The sequence below is a fragment of the bacterium genome, from assembly GCA_008933615.1.
In the GTDB taxonomy this organism is placed as follows: domain Bacteria; phylum CLD3; class CLD3; order SB21; family SB21; genus SB21.
Genome location: WBUR01000008.1, coordinates 86,938 through 109,423, shown reverse-complemented (window position 1 = coordinate 109,423; position 22,486 = coordinate 86,938). Strand labels below are relative to the sequence as shown.

Below are 22,486 nucleotides of genomic sequence, written 5' to 3'. Positions count from 1 at the left end.
ACCCTGTCCCTCTCCTCATTGAGGAGAGGGAACGTACTGTTTTAGTTTGTACGTTCCCTTCTCCTTTTCAAGGAGAAGGGATAGGGTTGAGGCTGGAGACAAAAGCACACATGATCGACGAAGCGGCGTATGAGTTGTACGGCCTGAAGGCGGAGGAGATCAAGGTCGTGGAGGGGTAGGAGAGAACCTCACCCTGTCCCTCTCCTCATTGAGGAGAGGGAACGTACTATTTTAGTTTGTACGTTCCCTTCTCCTTTTCAAGGAGAAGGGATAGGGTTGAGGTTGGAGACAAAAGCCTATGAGCAAAATATTCAATCAAAACGCACAAAAAGAAAAACGCCGCACTTTACGAAAACGTTCGACCCGTGCGGAAAAACTGCTTTGGCAAAACCTGAGAGATCGCGGACTTGAAGGCTTTAAGTTTCGAAGACAATTCAGTGTCGGCCCGTTCGTGCTTGACTTTTATTGCCCGGAATTGAAGTTGGCGATTGTGGTAGACGGACGATTCTGAAGAAGCAAGAAAATATGACGGGGAACGCCAGGAGATCATTGAAACATACGGGATCGCGTTTTTGCGTATTCGTGATGAGGAAGTTAACGAGAATATCGAAAAAACGTTGGATATGATAAAAACTGAGATCGGAAACCTAGTTTCTGCTGGTTGACAACCTCATCCCTTCCCATGAAAATGGGAAGGAGACGTCAGGAAATTGCCTTACAAATTCTCATACCATTTTGAGGTTGCAAAGGGTAAGCCGGCCGCGTTGATGACCGAGGACTGGGAGATCGGACAGCTTTATTGGAATTGCCAGTCGTCACGCTCCAAGCACAGGTACCGCAAAACTCGAAGGCGGAGTATGGGTTCCTGTTGTTAAATAATATTGTCTGAATATTTTTTTTAAAGGCAATCACTTCGGTGGTTGCCTTTTTTATATTTTTTCCCAAATATAAAGGGTTCATTTTTCCTCTTCATTCAGGGCGCATTTGATCTGTTTTTCACAAAATAAAAGGCGGTATGTATACCGCCTTTTTTCTTTCATTTTAAATTTAGAGAGGCTATATTTTAGCCATTCAAGTGCCCGCAAGGAGTGTCCGATTTCAGGGCATTAATTAATACCGATATTGAGATCTGCTTCTCAAAAAAATACTTACTATTCCGAATGAAGGAGAATGATTATGCAAGTTCCGCCGTATGTAAAAAACAAAAAATTAGTGGATTGGGTTCAGGAAACCGCAGAACTCTGTAAACCCGATAAGGTGTACTGGTGCGATGGCAGCCAGGAAGAATACGATCGTTTATGCGATGAACTCGTCAAAAGCGGTACGTTCAGAAAATTAGATGAGAAGAAGAAGCCAAACAGTTACCTTGCTTTTTCCGATCCCGGCGATGTGGCGCGCGTCGAAGATCGTACGTTTATCTGCAGCAAACGCAAAGACGATGCCGGCCCGACCAATAATTGGATGGACCCGAATGAAATGAAAAAGAAGCTGCATGGATTTTTTGATGGCTGTATGAAAGGGCGGACGATGTACATTATTCCGTTCAGCATGGGGCCTTTGGGATCGAAAATCGCGCATATCGGTTTCGAAATTACGGATTCTGCATATGTAGTGGTTAACATGCGCATCATGACGCGCATGGGTAAAAAAGTGATTGAAGTCTTAGGTGACGGCCATTTTGTGAAAGCGCTGCACTCCGTTGGCGCGCCGCTCGCGGCCGGACAGAAAGATGTGACATGGCCGTGCAATAAAGAAAAATATATCGTGCATTTTCCCGAAGAGCAATCCATCATGTCGTACGGCAGCGGTTACGGCGGAAATGCCCTTCTCGGCAAAAAATGTTTTGCATTGCGCATCGCTTCCGTCATGGCGCGCGATCAGGGTTGGCTGGCGGAACATATGCTTATTCTGGGAGTTCAGCCCCCAAAAGGTGAGAAAACATACGTTGCTGCCGCTTTCCCAAGCGCATGCGGCAAAACGAATTTCGCCATGCTCATTCCCCCAAAGGAATTTGAAGGGTGGAAGATTACGACCGTTGGCGACGACATAGCATGGATTAAACCAGGACCTGACGGTCAACTCTACGCGATCAATCCTGAAGCCGGTTTCTTCGGCGTTGCCCCCGGAACCAATGAGAAGACTAATCCGAACGCCATGGCATCTCTTGGTAAGAATGCGATTTTTACGAATGTAGCGCTTACGGCCGACGGCGATGTGTGGTGGGAAGGTCTGACTGACAAAGCGCCCGAAGGATTGACGGACTGGCACGGGAAGCCTTTTGATCCTGCCGCAGGCAAGCCCGCGGCCCATGCGAATGCGCGGTTTACTGCACCGGCTTCTCAATGTCCGTGTATTGATCCGGATTATGAAAACCCGAAAGGCGTTCCAATCAAGGCGTTTATATTCGGTGGCCGCAGAGCGACGACCGTTCCGCTGGTCTACCAGGCGGTTAATTGGAACTTCGGCGTATATCTTGCCGCGACTATGGGTTCGGAAACAACCGCCGCAGCCGCCGGAGCAACCGGGAATGTTCGCCGCGATCCATTCGCGATGCTTCCGTTTATGGGCTATCATGCCGCAGATTATTTTACGCACTGGCTCAATTTCGGACGAAATATTCCAAACCCGCCGAGAATATTCGGCGTTAACTGGTTTCGAAAGAACGAAGAGGGAAAATTCCTGTGGCCGGGTTATGGAGAAAATATGCGAATATTAAAATGGGTCGTGGAACGCGTGCAGGGAAAAGCATTTGGAATCGAAAGCCCGCTCGGATGGATGCCGCGATACGAGGATATTGACTGGGCTGGGATGAAATATAGTCCGGATGATTTCAATAAAGTAATGTCCGTTGATCGGGAAAAATGGAAAGAAGAAATTCACGGACACCAGGAACTTTTCACGAAGCTCTATGATAAACTTCCAAAAGAGTTTATCTGGATGCGTGAATTGATACTCTCGAGTTTGTGGCGCTCTCCGGAGAAATGGGAATTAGCCCACGAGTAATTGGTAATCAAAAGTAAGTAATATAAAAGCGTCATACACAAAGTATGGCGCTTTTTTTATTCAATATTATGGTTCCCGGTATTATTCCCTCTTTTTAAAAGGGGCTAGGGGGTTGAAAAAAACCGGATTAAAGAAGAAATGATAAACATATAACGCGCAACACATAATAAAAAACTGAAAACCTCTTTGTCGTTATTCATTTGGTGTTTAATATTTTTTGTTGTTCTAACTCGCTTCTAAATACCCTGCAGCCCTCTCTCAAAATCCTCTATAATATCCTCAATATACTCGATCCCGGTATTAACGCGGATCAATCCGACCGAAATATCAAGCGCTTTTCGTTCTTCCGGCGTCATAAAAAAATGCGATGAATAAGCCGGTATCAATATGGTAGTTTCAACACCGCCTAAGGATGGGATTAGTTTTATCATTTCCAGGTTTTTTATGAACAGATTCATTTTGTTTCTATCGGATTCAATTTCAAAAGCTAGCATCCCTCCGAAACCGCTCATTTGTTTTTTTGCCGTAGCATGATAAGGGGATGATTCCAATCCGGGGTAAAATACGCGCTTGACTTTTGGGTTTGTAGACAGATGTTTTGCCAATACGAGAGCATTCTTATTCTGGCGCTCCATACGAACGTCAAGCGTTTTAATTCCGCGGCCGAGAAGCCACGCCGTTTGCGGATCAATCGAAGCGCCAACGTATGTTCGATATCGCCGTATTTGTTTTAACATCTCCGCTCTGCCGATTACAACGCCCGCCGTCAGATCGTCATGTCCGCCTAAATATTTAGTCGCGCTATGATAAGAGATGTCAATTCCCATTGAGAGCGGCTGCTGATTAACCGGTGACGCGAACGTGTTATCCATCACCGTCAGAAGTTGGCGCTTCTTGACGGCACGAACAACGGCTTCTATATCAACAATCTTAATGGTCGGATTGGTCGGTGTTTCAAAAAATACGAATTTGGTATTTGGCCGAATATTTTTTTGAATATTGACCTCAGGATCGTTTATCAGGTCAACAAAGGACACTTCCACACCGAGGTTCGGGATAAATTCTTTCAGCTGCGTCGCCGTGCCGCCGTAAATATCGCCGGCGGAAATAATATGATCACCGGATTTTATTAGTGAAGCAAATATCGCATACGATGCGGCCAATCCGCTTGCAAACAAAATAGCATCTTCGCCGTTTTCTATTTCGGCTAATTTCTTTTCAACTGCCGCGATAGTCGGATTGGCGATCCGCGAATAAATGTACGCGTCCGGCTTTCCTTCAAATGCCGCGATCATGTCGTCGGCCGTTTCGAAACCGAACACGGAAGATTGGTAAATAGGAGTCGTCAACGATTTGGTTTGAGGATCCAGTCGTTCACCGGCATGAACGACCTTGGTTGAAATGCTTTTTCGTGTCATGATATTTCTGTGTGTTATTTAGAAATTAAGTATTTCTTCAGCATCCGTTTCAATAGCCGTTCATGTCATTCTGAAAGAATCTTTTGTGAATGAAGGAGGTTTCAGAAGTAGAAAGGATTTCAGAATGACAACGGTATTTCCTGATCTTGACCCGCATTGTGATTCCTGCTTATACTTCAGGAACCGGAAATCATCATAATGGCTGAATAGTTGATAAATTAATCAAACTTTATCCACGAACTTACATCATGTCCGCGCAAAAATTCCTGCACGCTCATTTTCTTTTTTGAAGGAGGCTGAATCTCCTTGATCCAAACAAGCTTCTTGTCGCCGGACGCAACCGCAATCCCATCGTTCTTGTCAATTTCAGCAATAGTGCCGGCGGCTTGATGTTCAATGGTTTTGTCGTTATCAATAGTAACCTTGTATATCTTGAAATGTTCGGCATGGATGACGGAATAGGCGCAAGGATGCGGCGACAATCCGCGTACAAAATTCTTGATCTCCAATGCGGATAAATTCCAATCGACCCTGCACTGTTCTTTGAATATTTTCGGAGCGGTAGAAACCAGAGATTCGTCCTGAACCAGACGCGGCGCGTTTCCTGCTGCAACAAGTTCCACCGTTTCTAGTAAAGTCTCGGCGCCGAGAACGGATAAGCGGTCGTGAACTTCCCCGGCCGTTTCGTCTTCACCGATGGAAAGTGATTTTTGCAGGATCATATTTCCGGTATCAACTTTTTGTTGAATAATAAAGGTCGTAACGCCCGTTTCTTTTTCACCGCGAATAACGGCCCAGTTTATAGGCGCCGCGCCGCGGAATTTAGGTAATAACGAGCCGTGTAAATTGATGCTGCCGAGCGGAGGTAATTCGAAAACTTCCGGCGGTAATATGCGGAACGCAACGACCAAAAAAAGATCGGCGTCGTATGTTTTCAGTTGTTCGATAAAATGCGGATCGCGTAAACTTCCCTTTTCCACTCCCGGTTGTATCACGTCAATGTTATGTTCAATCGCAAATTCCTTGACCGGCGTGAAGGATACTTTTTGTCCGCGGCCGCGCGGAAGATCCGGCGCCGTTACAACGGCCACAATTTGATGAGGGCTTTCATAAAGTTTTTTGAGGCATGGAACGGCAAACTCCGCCGTTCCCATGAAAATGATTTTTAAGCTTTTCATAATTACGTCTTGATTATCTGTTCGTGACCAAACCGCATTTAGACGGGCATGTTTAATCTATAATTTTTTGAATTGACTTCCAAAATGAAATTGATTTTCAAGTAAATAATCTATACAATTGAAAATAGTTTGTCGATAGCATTTATATTGGTAAAACGCAATTTTTGGAGTGAAGATGTCTGACAAGAAAGTGAACGGCACTGAGTTAATGGATAAGATCGTATCGCTGTGCAAGCGGCGCGGGTTTATATTTCAATCATCGGAAATTTACGGAGGTCTCAATGGATGCTGGGATTACGGCCCGCTAGGTGTGGAACTTCTCAATAATGTCAAGCAATCCTGGTGGCGGGCCATGACCTTTCGCGATGATATCGAAGGCATTGATGCATCCATTCTCATGCATCCGCGCGTTTGGGAAGCCAGCGGACATGTGGAGAATTTCACCGATCCGATGGTGGATTGCAAAGAATGTAAAGCGCGTTTCCGCGCCGATCAGATCGAGGAATCCCTTTGCGGAAACAGAGCATACGCCGGCCGTAAAGCCGGTAAGTGTCAGGCGGAAGGAAAATTTACCGAAGCGCGTCAGTTTAATCTGATGTTCAAATCCTACATCGGACCTTTAGAGGAAACCGGTTCCGTCGTGTATCTCAGGCCGGAAACAGCGCAAGGTATTTATGTAAATTTTCATAATGTGAAAGATTCTTCGCGCCAGAAAGTTCCATTCGGTATTGCCCAGATCGGGAAGGCCTTTCGAAATGAGATCAACACAAAAAATTTTCTGTTTCGTACGCGGGAATTCGAACAAATGGAAATGCAGTTTTTCGTGAAACCCGGTTCGGATATGGAATGGTTTAATTATTGGAAGGAAGAGCGAAAGAATTGGTATATCAATTTGGGTATGAGCGCGGATAAATTGAATTTCCACGAACATGAGAAACTCGCACATTATGCTTCAGCGGCATTTGATATAGAATTCCTTTTCCCCTTCGGATGGGGCGAAATTGAGGGAATTCATAATCGAACTGATTACGATTTACGTCGGCATCAGGAATTTAGCGGGAAAAATCTGGACTATTTTGACGACTCAACAAAAGAAAAATTTATTCCGTATGTCATAGAAACTTCTGCGGGCGCATCACGAGGCCTCATGGCGTTTTTGGTTAACGCGTATCAGGAAGAAGAAGCGCCGACCGGCGACGGGAAAACGGAAGTTCGAACCGTGATGAAATTTCATCCCAAGCTTGCGCCCGTGAAAGCTGCTGTTTTACCTCTGGTTAAAAAAGACGGTATGCCGGAGATCGCTATGAAACTGTATAATGAACTGAAAAATCATTATAAAGTATTTTATGATGAAAGCGCGACGGTTGGCAAACGCTACCGGCGTCAGGATGAGATTGGTACGCCATTCTGTATTACGATCGACAGCGAAACATTGCAGAACCAGACTGTCACGGTTCGTGAACGTGATTCAATGCTGCAAGAGAGAATTACGGTTGATCGCGTATTGAATTATTTGAATGAAAAACTGATATTATAATGATATGTGCGATTCGGCTCGCCGGTGTGCTATTCACCGTTAAAAAACAACCGTTGACCGAAAAACAATTTCTGTTTTAAGTATTTAATGTAAATTTACAGCGTAACAAAAAAATCAATTAGAATTACTATGACCATACAAAACGAAAAAGTTGATCTAACATCGCTAAAAATTAACCGGCAGACGAATTATTCTGAAGAGCCTTCCGGAAACCGTAAAGCGAAATGGTTTGTCATCATTGGCGTTTTAGTCGTGTGTGCGATCGGAGCTTGGTTTTTGGCGCCGATGTTCCAATCGGCAAAGACGGTGAACGTGACGACGGCTTCGCTCATGCTTCCCGGGCAGACGAGCGGCGTACTGACCGCAAGCGGATACATTGTTCCACAGCGCAAAGCATCCGTTGCATCAAAAGGAACAGGGCGGCTGGTTTATCTGAGAGTCGAGGAAGGCGATAAAGTGAAACATGGCCAAATTATTGCTCGTCTGGAAGACAACGATGTGCAGGCACAGTTGGCTCAAGCTAATGCGAACTGGGTCGCGGCGAAAGCGCAATTAGAACAGACCGAAGCGGATTTTGAACAAGCGCAAAAAGAATATGAACGAAACGAGTCGTTTTGGAAGTCGAAGGTGATCACCGATTCGGATTTTGAGATCGTGAAGGCCCAATACAAATCAGCCGTCGCCCGCGTGAACTCTGCGAAAGCAAATGTGGTATCGTTTGAAGCGGTGATAAATGCCGCACAGGTGCAAATTGAAAACACCGTGATTCGAGCGCCATTTGACGGAACGGTTTTGACCAAGAATGCCGACGTCGGTGAGATCGTTGCGCCCTTTGCTGCGGGTGCTAATTCCCGAGGTAACGTCGTAACCATGGCAGACATGGCCTCGCTGCAATTAGAAGCCGACGTGTCAGAATCCAACATCGAACGCGTTAAGATACAACAGCCCTGCGAGATCACGCTGGATGCATTTCCGGAAAAACGGTATCGCGGCGAAGTATGGAAGATCGTTCCCACGGCCGACCGGGCAAAGGCGACCATTTTGACTAAAATAAAATTTTTGGAAATTGACAATAAAGTTCTGCCGGAAATGAGCGCGAAAGTGACTTTTTTGAGTGAAGCGGTAAGCGACAGCCAGATGAATGCAAAACCTAAACTCACGATACCTCTCAGCGCGATAGCTGAACGGAACGGAACCCAAGTGGTCTTTATTATCAAAAACGACGCCCTTACCGAAAAGGCAATTCTGCTCGGTGAAAAAATGGGAGACCGCATAGAGGTGGTCAGTGGATTATCGTCCGGAGACAAAATCGTTAATTCGCCTGCGGCTGATCTTCAGAGTGGAGACAAGGTTAAAGCAAATTAGAAATAATGAATTCTGAATTTTGAATTGAAGATAGGTTAGTCGCAAATAGAGAGCATTACTCAGGTGATAAAATAAATTCCAAATCACAATAAACAAATTCCAAATAATTTCAAATGACTCAAACAGGGAAAACTAAGATATATGATTTGGAAGAGCGTACTTTTCAATTTGCAAAAAACACAGCTTTATTCTGTAAACAATTGCCAAAAACAATCTCCAATAGAGAACATGTTTCTCAGTTAATTCGAGCCTCTGGATCGGTAGGCGCTAATTATATCGAGGCAAACGAATCTGTGAGTAAAAAGGATTTTATTTTCAGAATAAAGATTTGCAGAAAAGAATCGAAAGAATCTGCTTTCTGGATTCGCCTCATCAAAGATCTTAACACTGCGGACTTCAATGAAACATCCTTGGTTTTGTTGAATGAGGCTATAGAACTGAAAAAAATATTCTCAGCGATTCTGGAAAAATCAAAATAGGTTTGAAAATTGGTTCCTTGAGTTTTATTTGTGACTTGAAATTTGAATTTTGGAATTTGTAATCCCTAAATAGAGGAGTTAAACATGCCCGGCATAGTTGAAATCAAAAATGTAAGTAAATCGTATCAGCGTGACAGCCTGAAGATACCGGTATTGGAGAACATAAATCTGTCCGTTCCCGAAGGTGAGTTTCTTGGACTGATGGGCCCGTCGGGTTCAGGAAAAACGACGCTTCTGAATTTGATCGCGGGTATCGATAGACCGTCGAATGGGATAGTTAATGTTGCCGGAACGAACCTAAATGAACTGAGTGAAACCGGATTGGCAAAATGGCGCTCCGATAATGTCGGTTTCATTTTTCAATTTTATAATCTCATGCCGGTATTAACGGCATTTGAGAACGTGGAACTGCCGCTTCATCTCACAAATTTATCAAAGAAGAAACGCAAAGAACACGTCGAGCGTGTGCTGGACATCGTTGGTCTGGCCGACCGTATGTCTCATTCTCCGAATCAATTATCCGGCGGACAGCAGCAGCGTGTGGCGATCGCGCGCGCGATTGTGACCGACCCGAAGATCATCGTTGCGGACGAGCCCACAGGCGATCTCGACCGCCATTCCGCAGACGAGATCATGACGTTATTGGACCGGCTGAACAAAGAATTGAATAAGACGATCATCATGGTCACGCACGATCCGCATGCCGCAGAAAAGGCGCATGTGAAGCGGCATCTGGATAAAGGTTCGCTGGAATAAAAAAGATTAGAAACAATGTAATTTTTTTTTACCTCGAAACACTATTTATAGAAAGACAAACCTATTTATTAGTGTTTCGGAGGATCTATGAAAACAACGGCTTTTCTCTTTACAGCAGTATTAATTTTGACTATGGGTTGCATCGAAGGACAATTTGAATATCACGGAAACCTGACGCCGGCAGATTCTCTTCCGAAAGCAGGCCCGCGCTGGATCGAGAACCGGTGGAGGATGGTTCTGCACACAAACGGGAAATGGGGTCATGATCAAACAGATGATGATGGGGATTATAATAATGCAGGAGCCGAGTTTCCCAAAGGCTCCGGCACAACTGGTCTATACGCTGGCGGTCTTTATGTCGGAGCCATGAAAGACGGGTTTCCCCGCGTTTCACAGATTGAATTCCAATCAGAATTTATTCCTGGTAGAATAACGAACAAAGAGCCGGCCGCATTTTTGCAATTGACCTATTCATCGCCTGATTCAGCAAGGATATACATTATTGATGATGACCCATCTAGTATTGACTGGCGTTTTTGGCCGGTCGCGCTAGGCGCGCTCTGGGACTCTGTTTCGGATCAGCCGCTTTTACTTGGAAATCAGGACAGCTGGAGTGTGTGTCATGATCTGAAAGCGGATAGCATTAATGCCGATGGAGAAACGGGAAATGGGTTTGGTATTGAATTACAAAGAATGACATCTATGATCCGATATGGTTATATGGCTGATATCGTTTTTATTCGTTACCGGATCATAAATAAGAGTAATGTGAGCTACAGCGGAGCCTATGTGAGTTGGTGGCTTGATCACGAACTGGGCTCCGAAATATATAATAATGTGCCAGGTACTGATACTTTGCGAAATATGGTGTATACGTATAATCTGACGGAAGAGACCAATTCGACGGGACAGCAATATGCCGTGGGGCATCAATTGTTGTATTTCACAGGTGCTGGTTCAAATACAAAATTAAGCGCGTCAAATGCATATATAAATGGAACGGACCCGATCAACGACAATGAAAGGTACAATCTTCTGAAAGGGTTAACGAAGAGTACCGGTTTACAGTACCCTGACAGCATCGTTGGCGTACCCGGTGGCACACTGATATATCCCGGCGATCCTGTTTCAGGAATCGGTCCCTTGTGTCATCAAGGCCGCAATGGACGGCTCATGGCAAGTGTAGGTCCATTCGTCATGCAAACAGGCGGAGTATATGATATTTTGTTTGCTGTGATCGGCGGCGAGGGGAATGACCGGCTTGATGCGATCGTCAATATGCGGCAAAAAGCGGATCAGCTCAAAAATGCGTTTCCAATGATGCTGCCGTATTTTCAGATGAAATAAATGACGCGGCATTATTATTTTAAGCTAAAAAAAGATTGTAATTTTTTTTCAGGCCATCATACTCATTACTTAAAGGTTAATCCAAAAACGTAAGGAGGATCATATGAAATGGTTACCAGTAATAAGCTTTTGTATCCTGATGAATACAGGCTGCAAAGAAAAAGATGACCCGAACGGGTTATTCAAAGGCGATTGCGATACCTCAACTTGTTTTGTACAAGGGAATAATTGGAAAATGGCTGTATCAACGAATGGGATATTGGGTTACGATCAATCAGACTTAGACCATGATATGAATAATGCGGGTGGAATATTTCATTCTTACAGTACCATTTTTGCAAGCGGCTTATTTGTTGGTGCAACAAAAAATGGAATTCCTTCAGTAACGATGGCTCGCTTTTCCAGTGAATTCTCCCAAGGCAGAATTGACAATTCATCCCCGGCACCAATTCAGAATTTGACTTATTCAGATAATATGCTGGATGTCGTCTACATGGTTGATCAGAGCCATACCGGCTTTGGCTGGGATCACTGGCCGAGTTGGGCCGGCGCTCCTGAAACAGGAGGCCAACCTGAAGTCTTATCCGCTGAAGATAGCTGGGTTGTATTCCATGATGCCGATTCGGTCGGACATGCCGCCGATGAATTCGAATCCACCGAGGTGAATCCGATCCTAGGCCTTGAAGTTCAGCAAAGCACGTATTCATTCACCGGCGCAACTCTTGAAGATGTTGTATTGGTCCGCTGGAGAATCAGTAATAAGAGTAATATCAATTATACGGATCTGCACGTTGGCTTATGGTGTGACGCCGATGTTATTAATGCAAGCGATGATCTGGTCGGGTCGGACACATCCAGAAATATGATTTATGTTTACAACAAAACGGACATTGTTTCGCAGAACATATCGGTCGGTTTGATGCCGATGTATGCTTCGGACGACGGTCTAACCGTTACGCCGGCGGCGATGGTCGAATATCTTAAGGGCGTAGACGAATCAAGGCCTGACAATGAACAATTCAATCTGATGAAAGGGCTCGATGGAAACGGAGCCGTTAGACCGAATGTTGCACTCAATCGCCCGACATTTGATTTTCCGGGAGATCCTGTCTTGAATACAGGGATCGTTGATACGATGGCGCTAGATAAGCGGGTACTGGTCAGCGTCGGCCCCGCTGTTCTGAACTCCGGACAGACCAAAGAATTTGTATTTGCCATCATCGGAAGCCAGGGAAGCGACCGGCTCAATTCGATTGTCAATCTTAGGAGTACGGCTGATGCGTTAAAGCAGATTTTTGTATCACAAATTGCGGCTCAATTTGGATTATAGAGAGATATGGTATTAAATTAAGGAATGATTATGCTACCAAAACTAGTTATAAAAAACGCATTGCGGCACAAATTCCGGACGACGCTGACGATTCTCGGAATTGCAGTTGCCGTCGGAGCTTTCGGATTATTGCGTACGGTGATCACATCATGGTATGCCGCCGTAGAGGCTACGGCCACCGACCGGCTCATCACGCGCCACGCGGTTTCATTCATTTTTCCGCTTCCGTACAGTTACGGCGATAAAATTGCCAAGGCGCAAGGCGTGGAGAACGTAACGTATTTCAATTGGTTTCAGGGTGTGTACAAGGATAAATCGGAATTCTTTCCCCGAATGGCCTGTGATCCGCAGACGATCTTTGACGTGTATCCGGAATTCATCGTGACGCCTGAAGAAAAAGAAGCCTTCCAAAAAGAGCGTAATGCATGCGTGTTGGGTGAGGATATTGCGAAAAAATATAATCTCAAGGTTGGCGACGCCATGAGCATCGAAGGCGATATTTATCCCGGGAAATGGGATTTTGTGATTCGTGCGATCTACAAGCCGAGAAGCGAAGCGGTCGACGGGACGCAAATGTTTTTCCATTGGCAATATCTCGATGAGCGGATGAAGCAGGATATGCCCACGCGGGCAGGATACATAGGCTGGTATGCGGCGAAGATTAGTGATCCGAACCAGGCTGCGGCTATTTCTGAATACGTCGACGGGTTATTTGCCAATTCGAGCGCGGAGACGAAAACAGAAACCGAGCGTGCGTTTAATCAGGGATTTATCGGCGCCTACAGCGCGATCATCACAGGGATCAACATTATGGCATTTATGATCATCGGAGTGATTCTCATGGTTCTGACCAATACGATGATCATGTCGGCGCGCGAGAGAAGCCGCGAGTACGCCGTCATGAAAACGCTCGGCTTTACCGGCAAACATATTCTGGGAGTCGTGTCGGGCGAATCTATATTTATTTCAATTCTCGGCGGCGCAGCGGGTTACGGCCTGACCTTGCTTTTTGTCGGAGCGTTTGCGATTGTGGTACCAAAAAATTTCTTCCCCGTATTTATTCTGGAACCCGTAACAATCATGCAGGAATTCGGATTTGCGATTCTGGTTGGAGTGATCGCAGGTATAATTCCGGTGGTACAGGCCGTACGAATTAAAATTGTTGATGGATTACGTTACGCAGGCTAATAAGGAGAGTCTATGGAAAAAATCTTGCATTTTTTTAAACCGCAGGTTCCGTTCAAGTACATAACCAGCGGTTTCCGCAGCCGACGGTTAACCACGGCTATAACGATCGGCGGCATCGCTTTGGTGGTGTGGGTATACACTGCGGTGCTGATGATGTCCTACGGCGTCGAAAAAACCTTGTCGAGCAACGGTTCCGATCGTAATGCGGTGATTGCGAGAAAATCGTCGCAAGGCGAAATTTCCAGCATCATCGACGGCGACGCCATCAATGTCATCAAAACCCTTCCTCAGATCGCTAAGAATGAATCCGGCAAGCAGATTCTGTCTGCAGAAGTAGTCGTGGTTATTAATTTGTACATTGTCGATGGCGGCCTGAGCAATATCACCGTGCGGGGCGTTGACCCGGCGGCGTTCGAATTACGACCGTATATCAAAATGGTGGATGGACGTTTATTCAATACCGGTTCGCGTGAAATTGTAGTTGGGCATGCTGTTACAAAGCGGTTTGCCGGCGCGAAATTAGGCGACAAAATCAAGTTTGCAAATGATCAATGGACGATCGTCGGCGTAATGGATGCAAAAGGAAGTTCATTCGAGTCGGAGATATGGGGCGATGCGACTCAACTCCAGGCCGCTTTTAATCGCGGTAATTCTGCTTCCACGATGACGGTTCAGATGGCGGACGGAGTAACTATTGAACAATTCGGGCAAGCATTTGAAAGCGATCGCCGGATCAATATGTTTGAGCCAAAAACAGAAATAAAATTTTATCAGGAACAATCCGAAGCGCTCGCGACTTTTATTGCGGTATTAGGAACAGCCATTACGATCATTTTTAGTATGGGCGCTATTATCGGGGCTGTCATTACGATGTATACTGCCGTCGCCACGCGCACAACGGAGATCGGCACATTGCGGGCTCTTGGATTCCGCCGTCGCAGCGTTTTGGCGAGCTTTCTATTTGAGACACTGTTCATTTCAGCAACAGGCGGCATCGTCGGGATCGCGCTCGCATCTCTGCTCCAGTTTTTGACCATTTCTACGATGAATTTTAATTCTTTTTCAGAGTTAACTTTTTCATTTGCTATATCACAAGACATCGTTATCAATGCAATGATGTTTGCGCTGATCATGGGTTTTCTGGGTGGTTTATTCCCATCCGTACGCGCAGCGCGATTAAATATTGTTGATTCGCTCAGAAATGCCTAAAAAGCATTTCAGGAAATAAGTGATTGGGTTCTGAAACCGGGCTTTAAAGTCCGGTTTTTTATTTTCCATAAAAAGAGGACTTCTGCTTTGAAGTCATATCTCTTCAAAGCAGAAGTGGAGGAGTATGAGGAAAAAACAGAAGATTTTATTTCTTATGCGGAGGAAAAATTTTCAGAGCTAATGACGGGCCGTAACCGGATATAGGACGTTTCGGAAGTTTTTTTTCCGGAGCCGGTTCTGCTTTCGTCATGACCGGGTTAACCGGCACTTCGGGACCGTAAAGTTTGTTTCTCATAATTTGTTACTCCCGGATTTAACAGCTGACTTCTTGATTCGTGACTCTTTTTTTTCTTCGTTTGGAATAAGCAGCACATCCGATGTATCCAATTTAGTCTTATCTACCTTTTCCTGCGGTGACATTTCTAATTTTACCGTGAAAGAAGTTGCATTATAGTCGGTTATCGCAATTTCTATGATCTTGTTTTGTTTTCTTAGTTTCATATAATCTCATTCGTATTATCTGCTAATATGTTTCAGCAGAAAAGATGCCAGTCTTTACGAACGTAACGATTAAAATGAAATGATTGTTAAATCTATATTTAATGGATGAGTTTGAATGGAGGTAAACAGCTGAGAGGGGTAAAAAACGGATAGTGTATCGAAAATTCACATAGATGCAAGAATTTCCGGCAAATCTAAAGAAATACTGCCCCGTTGGTTTTGTTACCCATCCGGGGCAGAATTAAGCTTACTTCTGGTAGGTAGCCCCTTCAGCAGAGTATTTCTGAACTTTATTCTTAACGGGCTTGACAGTTCTTAAATAGGCGTAAATTGCGCCAAGATCTTCTTCGGTCATTCCGGCGTATTGCGTCCACGGCATTAGCGTATTAAAATGTCCTTCGTCAAAAGGTGGCTTTAATACGACCTGCTTGGCAGCATCATTGTCAAATGTTTTGAACCGTTTGATAAATTGTTCTTTCGTCCAAGAACCTATACCCGTTTCAATGTCAGGGGTGATATTGGCCGTTCGGATAGTTCCCCATGGCATAACAAATTTGAATCCTCCGGCGAAATCCATGCCCGGTATCGGATCGCCTTTTTCCTTCGGAGTATGACACTCACCGCAGGAGGCGAGAGTAATCATGTATTTTCCGTAGGCGACGGTGTCTGTTTTTTCAGGACGCGTGGTAAATTCGGCAGGTTTAGGAATCGAACGAACAATGAGGTTTAAAGGAAAATTGAGCTTTGTTTCCTTAACTTGATTTTCGATTGGTTTTAAGGTCTTAATATAAGCGATGATGGAATAAATATCTTCCCGATCAGAGACGCTGAAATTAGGATAAGGCATCAACGGGAAAAGCGCATTACCGGATTTGGTTACGCCTGTAGTGATGGCATGAAAAATATCTGCGTCAGTCCATCCTTTGATTCCCGTATTGGCCGGCGTGATGTTTTTGGAATAGATGTTACCGGGGAAACCCATATCTTCAGAGAACAGTTCACCTCCGATGCCAAAAGTTTCGGGTGTCAACGGGCCGGCATAATATTCCCAATTTCTATGCGAGTGGCAATCGACACACATTGCAACGTGATTCGAAAGATATTCGCCGCGTTGAACTCGTTCCGGCGTCGATTCGATCGTGATATTTTCAATGGGTCCGGCATTGGGGAACTGGGTGGTCAGATAAGAAAGTCCTCCGATTATGAGTAGGACTACAATTCCAACTATTCCGACAAGGATTTTCAGAAATGTTTTCATAGAAACGGCCCTTACATTTAAATCCATTAATTCAAAAGACTCTTTTAAGCAGCAACAATTGCTTCGGCTTCTATTTCAACAAGCATATCCGGGTGAATGAGCCTGCTGACCTCGATCATGCTTGTTGCCGGGCGAATCGCAGCGAAATATTCGCCGTGCGCCTTTCCGATCTTTTCCCAGTCGTCGATATTCAGAACGTACATTCGCGTACGAACAACATCCTGCAAAGATGCGCCGGCTTTTATCAAAGCCGATTCGATATTTTTTAAAGTTTGAATGGTTTGCGCATACGGATCGCCGGCGCCAACCACATCTCCTTTTTCGTTGGTCGCCGTTGTTCCGGAAACGTAAATGTTGCTTCCGATTCGTACCGCGCGTGAATAACCCACAACGGGTTCCCATGGCACGCCGGACGAAATATTCCTTCGCTTGGAGTTCATAATACAGTCAAATGTAACAAACCTGATATGTGAAAGATAAATAGGTTTTGCCTTATAGACAATATTAATTTTTTTTGATTTGAGATTAAAGATTTAGTATGTTTAAACGTAACGCAAAAGTTGAAAAGTAAGTATGTCCAATATTGAAAAACCACATGAGCGGATTTTGGTTGTCGATGACAGCAAAGTACAGTTATTTGCCATGGGAAAAATGCTGGAAAAAGAAGGATATGTCGTTTTCAGCGCGAGTGAGCCTCTGCATGCGAAACGAATGCTTGAGAATTCCGAGTTTGACCTGCTGCTGTGCGATCTGATCATGCCGGACATGGACGGAATAGCTATGCTTAAGTTTTCAAAGTCAGCGCGGCCGACCATGCCTGTGGTCATCATGACCGCATTTGGAGACCGCGAATCCGCCATTGAAGCGCTTAAGGACGGAGCGGAGGATTATATTTTCAAAGCGAGCGGAGAAAGAGAACGCGACGAATTTTTTATCCGCATTCGCCGCACATTGGAAAAATCAAAACTTCAAAAGAAGATTCTTGCCTACCAAAACAGCCTTGAACACATGGTAGATGAGCGCACAAAAGAACTCAGAGAAACGCAGGAAAAACTCATTCAGTCCGAACGCCTTCGCTCTCTTGGAGTGATCACTACGGGGGTTGCCCATGACTTCAATAATATTTTAGGAGTCATATTAGGGCGAACGCAAATGCTGATTCGAAAAATGAAAAGCTCGGAAATTGTCGACGATTTGCTCATCATTGAAAAATCAGCCTTAAAGGGATCGTCGACGATAAAGCGCATGCAGGATTATACGCGCATTCGAAAAGATGAAACGTTTGTGCCGGTGCAGATGAACGAAATTATCGACGAGGTGATCGAGATCACGAAAACGCGCTGGAAGGACGAAGCGGAAAATATGGGGATATCTATCGAAGTAGAAAAAATGTGCGATGACATTCCATACGTTACCGGGAATGCGTCTGAATTGAAAGACGTTCTCATAAACGTTCTGTTTAATGCTTTTGATTCCATGGTATCGGGCGGTAAAGTGACGGTAAAAACCTATTTGGAGCATATCCACGATGAACAGTGGGTGACCACGGAGGTAAGCGATACGGGTTGCGGCATTGCGGAAAATATTCAATCGAAAATATTCGATCCTTTTTTTACAACTAAATCGGAACACGGAACCGGATTAGGTATGAGTACGGCGTATGGTATCGTACAGCGGCATAAAGGCGAGATCACTTTTAAAAGTAAGGAAAAAGAAGGTACGACTTTTTATATCAGACTGATGGCTGCGCTTTTTGTTCATCAGGTGATGCCCGAAAATCCAATAGTGAAATCCGCGCAGGATACCACGCGTCAATTTGCGATCCTGGTCGTGGACGACGATGAAGCGGTTCGGTCCACACTCGCAGAAATGCTCGAGATTCAGGGCCATGATGTATCAATGGCATCCTCGGGACAGGAAGCAATTCGTATGATAATGCAAAGACATTATGAAATTATTTTTACCGACCTTGGCATGCCGGGAATGTCGGGGTGGGAACTTTCGCAGGAGATCAGGCAGCGTTCACCGCAAACGCACGTCGTCATGATCACAGGATGGGGGACTCAGTTGGATCATCAGAAAGCCGCAGAAAGTAACGTAAAAAAAATTCTGCCTAAACCCGTCTCGTATGATGAGATCATTCATGCGGTCAATGATTATATTGAAACGCTTTGATTGAATTCACGGATATTACTTAACCTGTGTCCAAATAATTTTTCCGCTTTTGTCCACGTAGGCCATCCGCCCATTTAAACGAACGCGCGCAACAGGCCCTGAGAAATCAGACGTTTTCTCAAATTGAGAACTAATAACGGCTTTGCCGTTCTTGTCAATGTAACCCCATTTGCCGGAGACTTTCACACGTGCTAATCCATCGGAAAAGTCATGGGCATCATCATACTTCGGATTAATTACCCATGTTCCTTTTTTATTGATGTAGCCTCTCTTTCCGTTACCCACAACGCAGGCCAAACCGTCCGAAAAAGTTCCGGCAGATTGAAATTGTGGTTTGATAACAAACGATCCGTTCTTATCAATAAATCCCCACTTACCGGCAGACTTGACTCGCGCTAAACCGTCTCGGAAAGGATATGCATCTTCAAATTGAGGATTGATCGCATAACGGCCGGTTTTATCAATATAACCCCATTTCCCCTCAATTTTGGCGCACGCCAGACCTTCCGAAAATCCCGATGCCTTGTCAAATTGCCCATTGATTGCTTGCTTGCCGTTTTTATCAAAATATCCCGATTTACCATTGATCTCAACTCTGACCATACCTTCTGAATAGATATCTGCTCTGTTGAATTGCGGATTGACAATGTATTTTCCGGACTTGTCAATATATCCAAATTTTCCGCCAATCTTGACTCGTGCGAGGCCTTCCGAAAACGAAGCCGCCTGATCGAATTGCGCCGAAATGACAAAACGGCCATTCTTGTCAATAAATCCCCATTTGCCTTTGATCTTGACGCAGGCAAGATCTTCTTCGAATGACGCGGCATCTTCAAATTGAGGATTGATCTGATATTGTCCTGTTCTGTCCGTAAATCCGTAACGGTCACACAGTCGAACCAACGCAAGACCTTCTGAAAAGGATTGGGCGTCATCAAACTGAGCAACTATCGCTGTTTTTCCGTATGCGTCGATGTACCCCCACAAATTATCTTGTTTAATAAGATGAAGTTGACTCTGAGTTTTAGCCGGCTGCGGCATAATACAAAAAAACACAAAGAACAGGCATATGGACATTGTACATTTCTTCATAAATAACTCCAGGGTTTTGAAAAGACCATTGTTATAGTCTCGATGAATCAAAAACTACTGCCGGTCACCACATTGTAATGTTGAACGCGAATATCTTCGCTGGTGGCGGATGAATCGCCGTGGCCTAACTGCATTTTCCATTGGAAGAGTTCGGTGAACAAGGGCTTTGTTCTTGCGAGCAGCTGCTGGAAAAGTCCGCCCGCTTCGTAATTTTCAGCATCCTTGGCGGAATTCCAAATGGTGATGGAAATGAATTCGTTAACTTCCTTTAGGTTTTCCGTAAGAAAAGCGTAACCGCAGCCGGGTACATTCAGCAGCGCGGGAATGATTTCGGTTTTGTACACTTCTTTGAACCGGTCAACTTTATCCGGGCGAATCTTCAATGAAAGAAGGCGAACGTGTTTAGGATGAGTTTGCTCGGAAACAGAAATCTTTTCCGATGACGCCGTTGAAATGGTATAGGATTCGACGACAGGCTCTTCCGTCACAGCGGTATATTCAAGGGTGAGGTCTTTTGATAATTGTATTTTCCACTCGGAAGAATCGGCCAGCACCGGCTGAAGATCCTTCAGTATGCGTTTATAAAGGCCGCTTTCCACGTAGGCGTCTACATGTTCTTTCGACTCCCATAACGTCATTGAGATATACTCGTGCGGATGAGATTCACTTTTAATCAGGGACGCATAGATGCATCCGAGAGTGCTTTGCAAAACAGAGTGGACTTTCTCGCGGTACACGTCATTCACGACGGCTTCCGCCTCGGGTTTGACTTTTGCTTGGACGAGTCGCATAAACATAAGCAGCACTCCTTTCCAGTATTTAAGAAAAATTCAGAGCGGTATCAATAGTTTATCGGACACTATTTTATATAGTTGTGTTTCTGTTTTTTTTTAGCCCAGAAGTATATTAAGGGCTTTTAAATAGAAAAAAGTTTGTCGACCATCAACTTTCCTAATTAAATTCAAAGGCTAATTCGTTTCATGCATACTCTTGATTTCGTCGTCCATGCCGGTCAGCTGCCAGCGAATTAATGAGACCGGGATCATGCCTGCATCATACATTTCGCCAAAAAAATTGTTTAAGCGAAAATTATCTTCCAATTGTCTTCCTCGATCCATCGCGAGTCGTTCTAAAAGATATTTACCGGTTACATAACCAGGACCGTAACCCGGCTGACGCAAATACAGGTGTTGCTCGCCTGCAACCAGCCCTACATCACCCGTCCAACCCGCCGCCGTCCATGTTATCTGATACTCTCCGGCCTGCTCAAGTGTGATCTCGTTGGCATGGGCGTAAAGCGAGGCGAGTCCACGGGCACACCGTTGCGCGAGCATGATCCAAACCAACTCACGTACTCGCGGATTGTCGTCGTACAATCCCGTGTGCATGAACATTTCCTCTACGCCCGTGGCCAATCCTTCCGAACGGCTGAGCCAAATATTGTATGGCAAGGGATCGCGGCGAATGAGGCTTGGATGGGGTTCTTCAGCCATACGCGCGAGATCGAACCAATGGGTTGCATGCGTGTAAAGCACGGCCGGTTCATAGTGAATAATCAGATGAAAAAAATTTCGTTTTTCTTCCGGTTGAAATGAGCCGATATGTTTTCGCAATGCCGGTTCCATATAATCCTTTACAGGCAGAATCTCTCTTTCTTTCAAGAACTTCATTAAATTTCTAATTGATTGATCTGCATGGCGATTAAACTCTTGCGGACTCGAGATCGCCTTAAGCTGTGGTAAGTTTCGGTTATGCTGCCGCTCCAGCTGCAATGAAGAATATGCACGCGCCAATTCACGGCTTAGAAGAGCGACCTCCTCATCCCATGTAAGAGGTACAAGCAGAACGTGACGAAGATACCACGTGTAATTATCTTTACCGATTCCGGATGGGCCGGTTTTTAGTGTGGCTTGTTGTTCCAGCCATTCCGCAAATCTCAAGGTTGCCGATCTCGCTTTGCCCAACGCATCCTGAAATTCTCTGCCGGCCTTTATTGTTTTTTTTGTCAGGTCGTCCAGATCAGCTATCTGATCGCGAATGCTTTTGATGCCGGCGATCCAAAGATCGCGCGCGTTTCCGGTCAGATTGGTTCGTGCCTGTTCGAGAAACGGCGGAATAATCTTTAATTGCGCGGCAAGTTTTTTTTCATCGTCCGGTGAAAGAGGAAAGTTATACGTCCAAAGTTCTATCGCGGCATGACAAACAGGCCCTTCATGCGAAGGCGTGTCGCTTTGCTCGCTCCATACCAACGCATAGTAAGCCGGATCGCGCGCCCACGGCTGCAATATTCTTAAATTAAAATCCAGGCCGTTCATTTCCGCGCGAACTAATTCATAATCGATTTTCTGCTCAAGAAGCCAGCGGCTTGTATCGATAGCCGCAAGACGGGTCTGGTATTCGGTTAAACGCCGGCGAATTTTAGGCGTTGTTTCTGACGAATAATCGGGAACGCCTTTTGATGTGACGGGCTGTTCCAGTACCCGCAATTCCATAAATAAATTGATAAGATCGTTATATGTTCCGGTCGCAGGGTCACGCTCGTCGGCCCATGCGGCATTTGCAGTAAACAGTAAAGAGAACACGCAAACGCCTATAATTAGAAATAGAATATTCGAGTCACATCGCATAATTCATTTCCTTTCACATGTAA

The 22,486-nt window shown here is 45.0% G+C and carries 18 protein-coding genes and 1 pseudogene; 11 read left to right on the top strand and 8 right to left on the bottom strand.

Annotation, left to right across the window (positions count from 1 at the left end):
• Positions 1 to 298 precede the first annotated feature (298 nt).
• Positions 299 to 665, top strand: a pseudogene (locus tag F9K33_04685) (DUF559 domain-containing protein).
• A gap of 505 nt (positions 666 to 1,170) precedes the next feature.
• Positions 1,171 to 3,003 (top strand): phosphoenolpyruvate carboxykinase (GTP), encoded by a 1,833-nt coding sequence (locus tag F9K33_04680; protein ID KAB2880659.1) that lies wholly within the window; start codon positions 1,171 to 1,173, stop codon positions 3,001 to 3,003.
• 236 nt (positions 3,004 to 3,239) lie between these two features.
• On the opposite strand, the gene F9K33_04675 is transcribed toward F9K33_04680, so the two are convergent.
• Entirely contained in the window at positions 3,240 to 4,421 is a 1,182-nt protein-coding gene (locus F9K33_04675; GenBank protein ID KAB2880658.1) for a PLP-dependent transferase, read from the bottom strand.
• Positions 4,422 to 4,639: 218 nt separating this feature from the next.
• Positions 4,640 to 5,599 carry a methionyl-tRNA formyltransferase gene (locus F9K33_04670; protein ID KAB2880657.1) on the bottom strand — a complete coding sequence of 320 codons (960 nt, stop codon included), beginning with the start codon at positions 5,597 to 5,599 and terminating at the stop codon, positions 4,640 to 4,642.
• 175 nt (positions 5,600 to 5,774) lie between these two features.
• On the opposite strand from F9K33_04670, the gene F9K33_04665 reads away from it, so the two are divergent.
• From F9K33_04665 to F9K33_04630, 8 genes are all read left to right on the top strand, one after another.
• Positions 5,775 to 7,136: a glycine--tRNA ligase gene (locus F9K33_04665; GenBank protein ID KAB2880656.1), complete on the top strand. Its 1,362-nt coding sequence runs from the start codon at positions 5,775 to 5,777 to the stop codon at positions 7,134 to 7,136.
• 129 nt (positions 7,137 to 7,265) lie between these two features.
• Positions 7,266 to 8,501, top strand: coding sequence for an efflux RND transporter periplasmic adaptor subunit (locus tag F9K33_04660; protein ID KAB2880655.1), 1,236 nt, complete (start codon positions 7,266 to 7,268; stop codon positions 8,499 to 8,501).
• 113 nt (positions 8,502 to 8,614) lie between these two features.
• Positions 8,615 to 8,980 carry a four helix bundle protein gene (locus F9K33_04655; protein ID KAB2880654.1) on the top strand — a complete coding sequence of 122 codons (366 nt, stop codon included), beginning with the start codon at positions 8,615 to 8,617 and terminating at the stop codon, positions 8,978 to 8,980.
• An 84-nt stretch (positions 8,981 to 9,064) separates the two neighbouring features.
• Positions 9,065 to 9,736 (top strand): ABC transporter ATP-binding protein, encoded by a 672-nt coding sequence (locus tag F9K33_04650; GenBank protein KAB2880653.1) that lies wholly within the window; start codon positions 9,065 to 9,067, stop codon positions 9,734 to 9,736.
• An 87-nt stretch (positions 9,737 to 9,823) separates the two neighbouring features.
• Positions 9,824 to 11,083, top strand: coding sequence for a hypothetical protein (locus F9K33_04645; protein ID KAB2880652.1), 1,260 nt, complete (start codon positions 9,824 to 9,826; stop codon positions 11,081 to 11,083).
• Positions 11,084 to 11,186: 103 nt separating this feature from the next.
• Positions 11,187 to 12,413 carry a hypothetical protein gene (locus F9K33_04640; GenBank protein ID KAB2880651.1) on the top strand — a complete coding sequence of 409 codons (1,227 nt, stop codon included), beginning with the start codon at positions 11,187 to 11,189 and terminating at the stop codon, positions 12,411 to 12,413.
• 24 nt (positions 12,414 to 12,437) lie between these two features.
• Positions 12,438 to 13,601 (top strand): ABC transporter permease, encoded by a 1,164-nt coding sequence (locus F9K33_04635; protein ID KAB2880650.1) that lies wholly within the window; start codon positions 12,438 to 12,440, stop codon positions 13,599 to 13,601.
• A 12-nt stretch (positions 13,602 to 13,613) separates the two neighbouring features.
• Positions 13,614 to 14,810 (top strand): ABC transporter permease, encoded by a 1,197-nt coding sequence (locus F9K33_04630; protein KAB2880649.1) that lies wholly within the window; start codon positions 13,614 to 13,616, stop codon positions 14,808 to 14,810.
• 291 nt (positions 14,811 to 15,101) lie between these two features.
• Here the strand turns inward: F9K33_04630 and F9K33_04625 are convergent, their stop codons facing one another.
• The 3 genes from F9K33_04625 to F9K33_04615 all read right to left on the bottom strand — a co-directional run bounded on the left by F9K33_04625 (position 15,102) and on the right by F9K33_04615 (position 17,009).
• Positions 15,102 to 15,311, bottom strand: a complete 210-nt coding sequence (locus F9K33_04625) for a hypothetical protein (GenBank protein KAB2880648.1) — start codon at positions 15,309 to 15,311, stop codon at positions 15,102 to 15,104.
• A 247-nt stretch (positions 15,312 to 15,558) separates the two neighbouring features.
• The gene (locus tag F9K33_04620; GenBank protein ID KAB2880647.1) at positions 15,559 to 16,569 is read right to left on the bottom strand and encodes a cytochrome c; all 1,011 of its coding nucleotides are present in this window, start codon (positions 16,567 to 16,569) and stop codon (positions 15,559 to 15,561) included.
• A gap of 44 nt (positions 16,570 to 16,613) precedes the next feature.
• The gene (locus F9K33_04615) at positions 16,614 to 17,009 is read right to left on the bottom strand and encodes a RidA family protein (GenBank protein KAB2880646.1); all 396 of its coding nucleotides are present in this window, start codon (positions 17,007 to 17,009) and stop codon (positions 16,614 to 16,616) included.
• A 133-nt stretch (positions 17,010 to 17,142) separates the two neighbouring features.
• Here F9K33_04615 and F9K33_04610 point away from each other — a divergent pair, with 133 nt between their 5' ends.
• Positions 17,143 to 18,744, top strand: coding sequence for a response regulator (locus F9K33_04610; protein KAB2880645.1), 1,602 nt, complete (start codon positions 17,143 to 17,145; stop codon positions 18,742 to 18,744).
• 15 nt (positions 18,745 to 18,759) lie between these two features.
• Here F9K33_04610 and F9K33_04605 read toward each other — a convergent pair whose 3' ends face one another.
• The 3 genes from F9K33_04605 to F9K33_04595 all read right to left on the bottom strand — a co-directional run bounded on the left by F9K33_04605 (position 18,760) and on the right by F9K33_04595 (position 22,463).
• Positions 18,760 to 19,836, bottom strand: coding sequence for a WG repeat-containing protein (locus tag F9K33_04605; protein KAB2880644.1), 1,077 nt, complete (start codon positions 19,834 to 19,836; stop codon positions 18,760 to 18,762).
• A 47-nt stretch (positions 19,837 to 19,883) separates the two neighbouring features.
• Positions 19,884 to 20,633 carry an antibiotic biosynthesis monooxygenase gene (locus F9K33_04600; GenBank protein ID KAB2880643.1) on the bottom strand — a complete coding sequence of 250 codons (750 nt, stop codon included), beginning with the start codon at positions 20,631 to 20,633 and terminating at the stop codon, positions 19,884 to 19,886.
• A gap of 171 nt (positions 20,634 to 20,804) precedes the next feature.
• A complete protein-coding gene (locus tag F9K33_04595) occupies positions 20,805 to 22,463 on the bottom strand; it encodes a DUF885 domain-containing protein (GenBank protein KAB2880642.1) in 1,659 nt (552 codons plus the stop codon).
• Between the last annotated feature and the right edge of the window lie 23 nt (positions 22,464 to 22,486).

Coding starts and splice junctions, on each gene's coding strand:
- F9K33_04625 (KAB2880648.1), bottom strand. CDS start 15,311: ATGAAACTAAGAAAACAAAACAAGATCATAGAAATTGCGATAACCGAC.
- F9K33_04670 (KAB2880657.1), bottom strand. CDS start 5,599: ATGAAAAGCTTAAAAATCATTTTCATGGGAACGGCGGAGTTTGCCGTT.
- F9K33_04655 (KAB2880654.1), top strand. CDS start 8,615: ATGACTCAAACAGGGAAAACTAAGATATATGATTTGGAAGAGCGTACT.
- F9K33_04645 (KAB2880652.1), top strand. CDS start 9,824: ATGAAAACAACGGCTTTTCTCTTTACAGCAGTATTAATTTTGACTATG.
- F9K33_04665 (KAB2880656.1), top strand. CDS start 5,775: ATGTCTGACAAGAAAGTGAACGGCACTGAGTTAATGGATAAGATCGTA.
- F9K33_04600 (KAB2880643.1), bottom strand. CDS start 20,633: ATGTTTATGCGACTCGTCCAAGCAAAAGTCAAACCCGAGGCGGAAGCC.
- F9K33_04620 (KAB2880647.1), bottom strand. CDS start 16,569: ATGAAAACATTTCTGAAAATCCTTGTCGGAATAGTTGGAATTGTAGTC.
- F9K33_04605 (KAB2880644.1), bottom strand. CDS start 19,836: ATGAAGAAATGTACAATGTCCATATGCCTGTTCTTTGTGTTTTTTTGT.
- F9K33_04680 (KAB2880659.1), top strand. CDS start 1,171: ATGATTATGCAAGTTCCGCCGTATGTAAAAAACAAAAAATTAGTGGAT.
- F9K33_04635 (KAB2880650.1), top strand. CDS start 12,438: ATGATTATGCTACCAAAACTAGTTATAAAAAACGCATTGCGGCACAAA.
- F9K33_04615 (KAB2880646.1), bottom strand. CDS start 17,009: ATGAACTCCAAGCGAAGGAATATTTCGTCCGGCGTGCCATGGGAACCC.
- F9K33_04610 (KAB2880645.1), top strand. CDS start 17,143: ATGTCCAATATTGAAAAACCACATGAGCGGATTTTGGTTGTCGATGAC.
- F9K33_04660 (KAB2880655.1), top strand. CDS start 7,266: ATGACCATACAAAACGAAAAAGTTGATCTAACATCGCTAAAAATTAAC.
- F9K33_04675 (KAB2880658.1), bottom strand. CDS start 4,421: ATGACACGAAAAAGCATTTCAACCAAGGTCGTTCATGCCGGTGAACGA.
- F9K33_04650 (KAB2880653.1), top strand. CDS start 9,065: ATGCCCGGCATAGTTGAAATCAAAAATGTAAGTAAATCGTATCAGCGT.
- F9K33_04595 (KAB2880642.1), bottom strand. CDS start 22,463: ATGCGATGTGACTCGAATATTCTATTTCTAATTATAGGCGTTTGCGTG.
- F9K33_04630 (KAB2880649.1), top strand. CDS start 13,614: ATGGAAAAAATCTTGCATTTTTTTAAACCGCAGGTTCCGTTCAAGTAC.
- F9K33_04640 (KAB2880651.1), top strand. CDS start 11,187: ATGAAATGGTTACCAGTAATAAGCTTTTGTATCCTGATGAATACAGGC.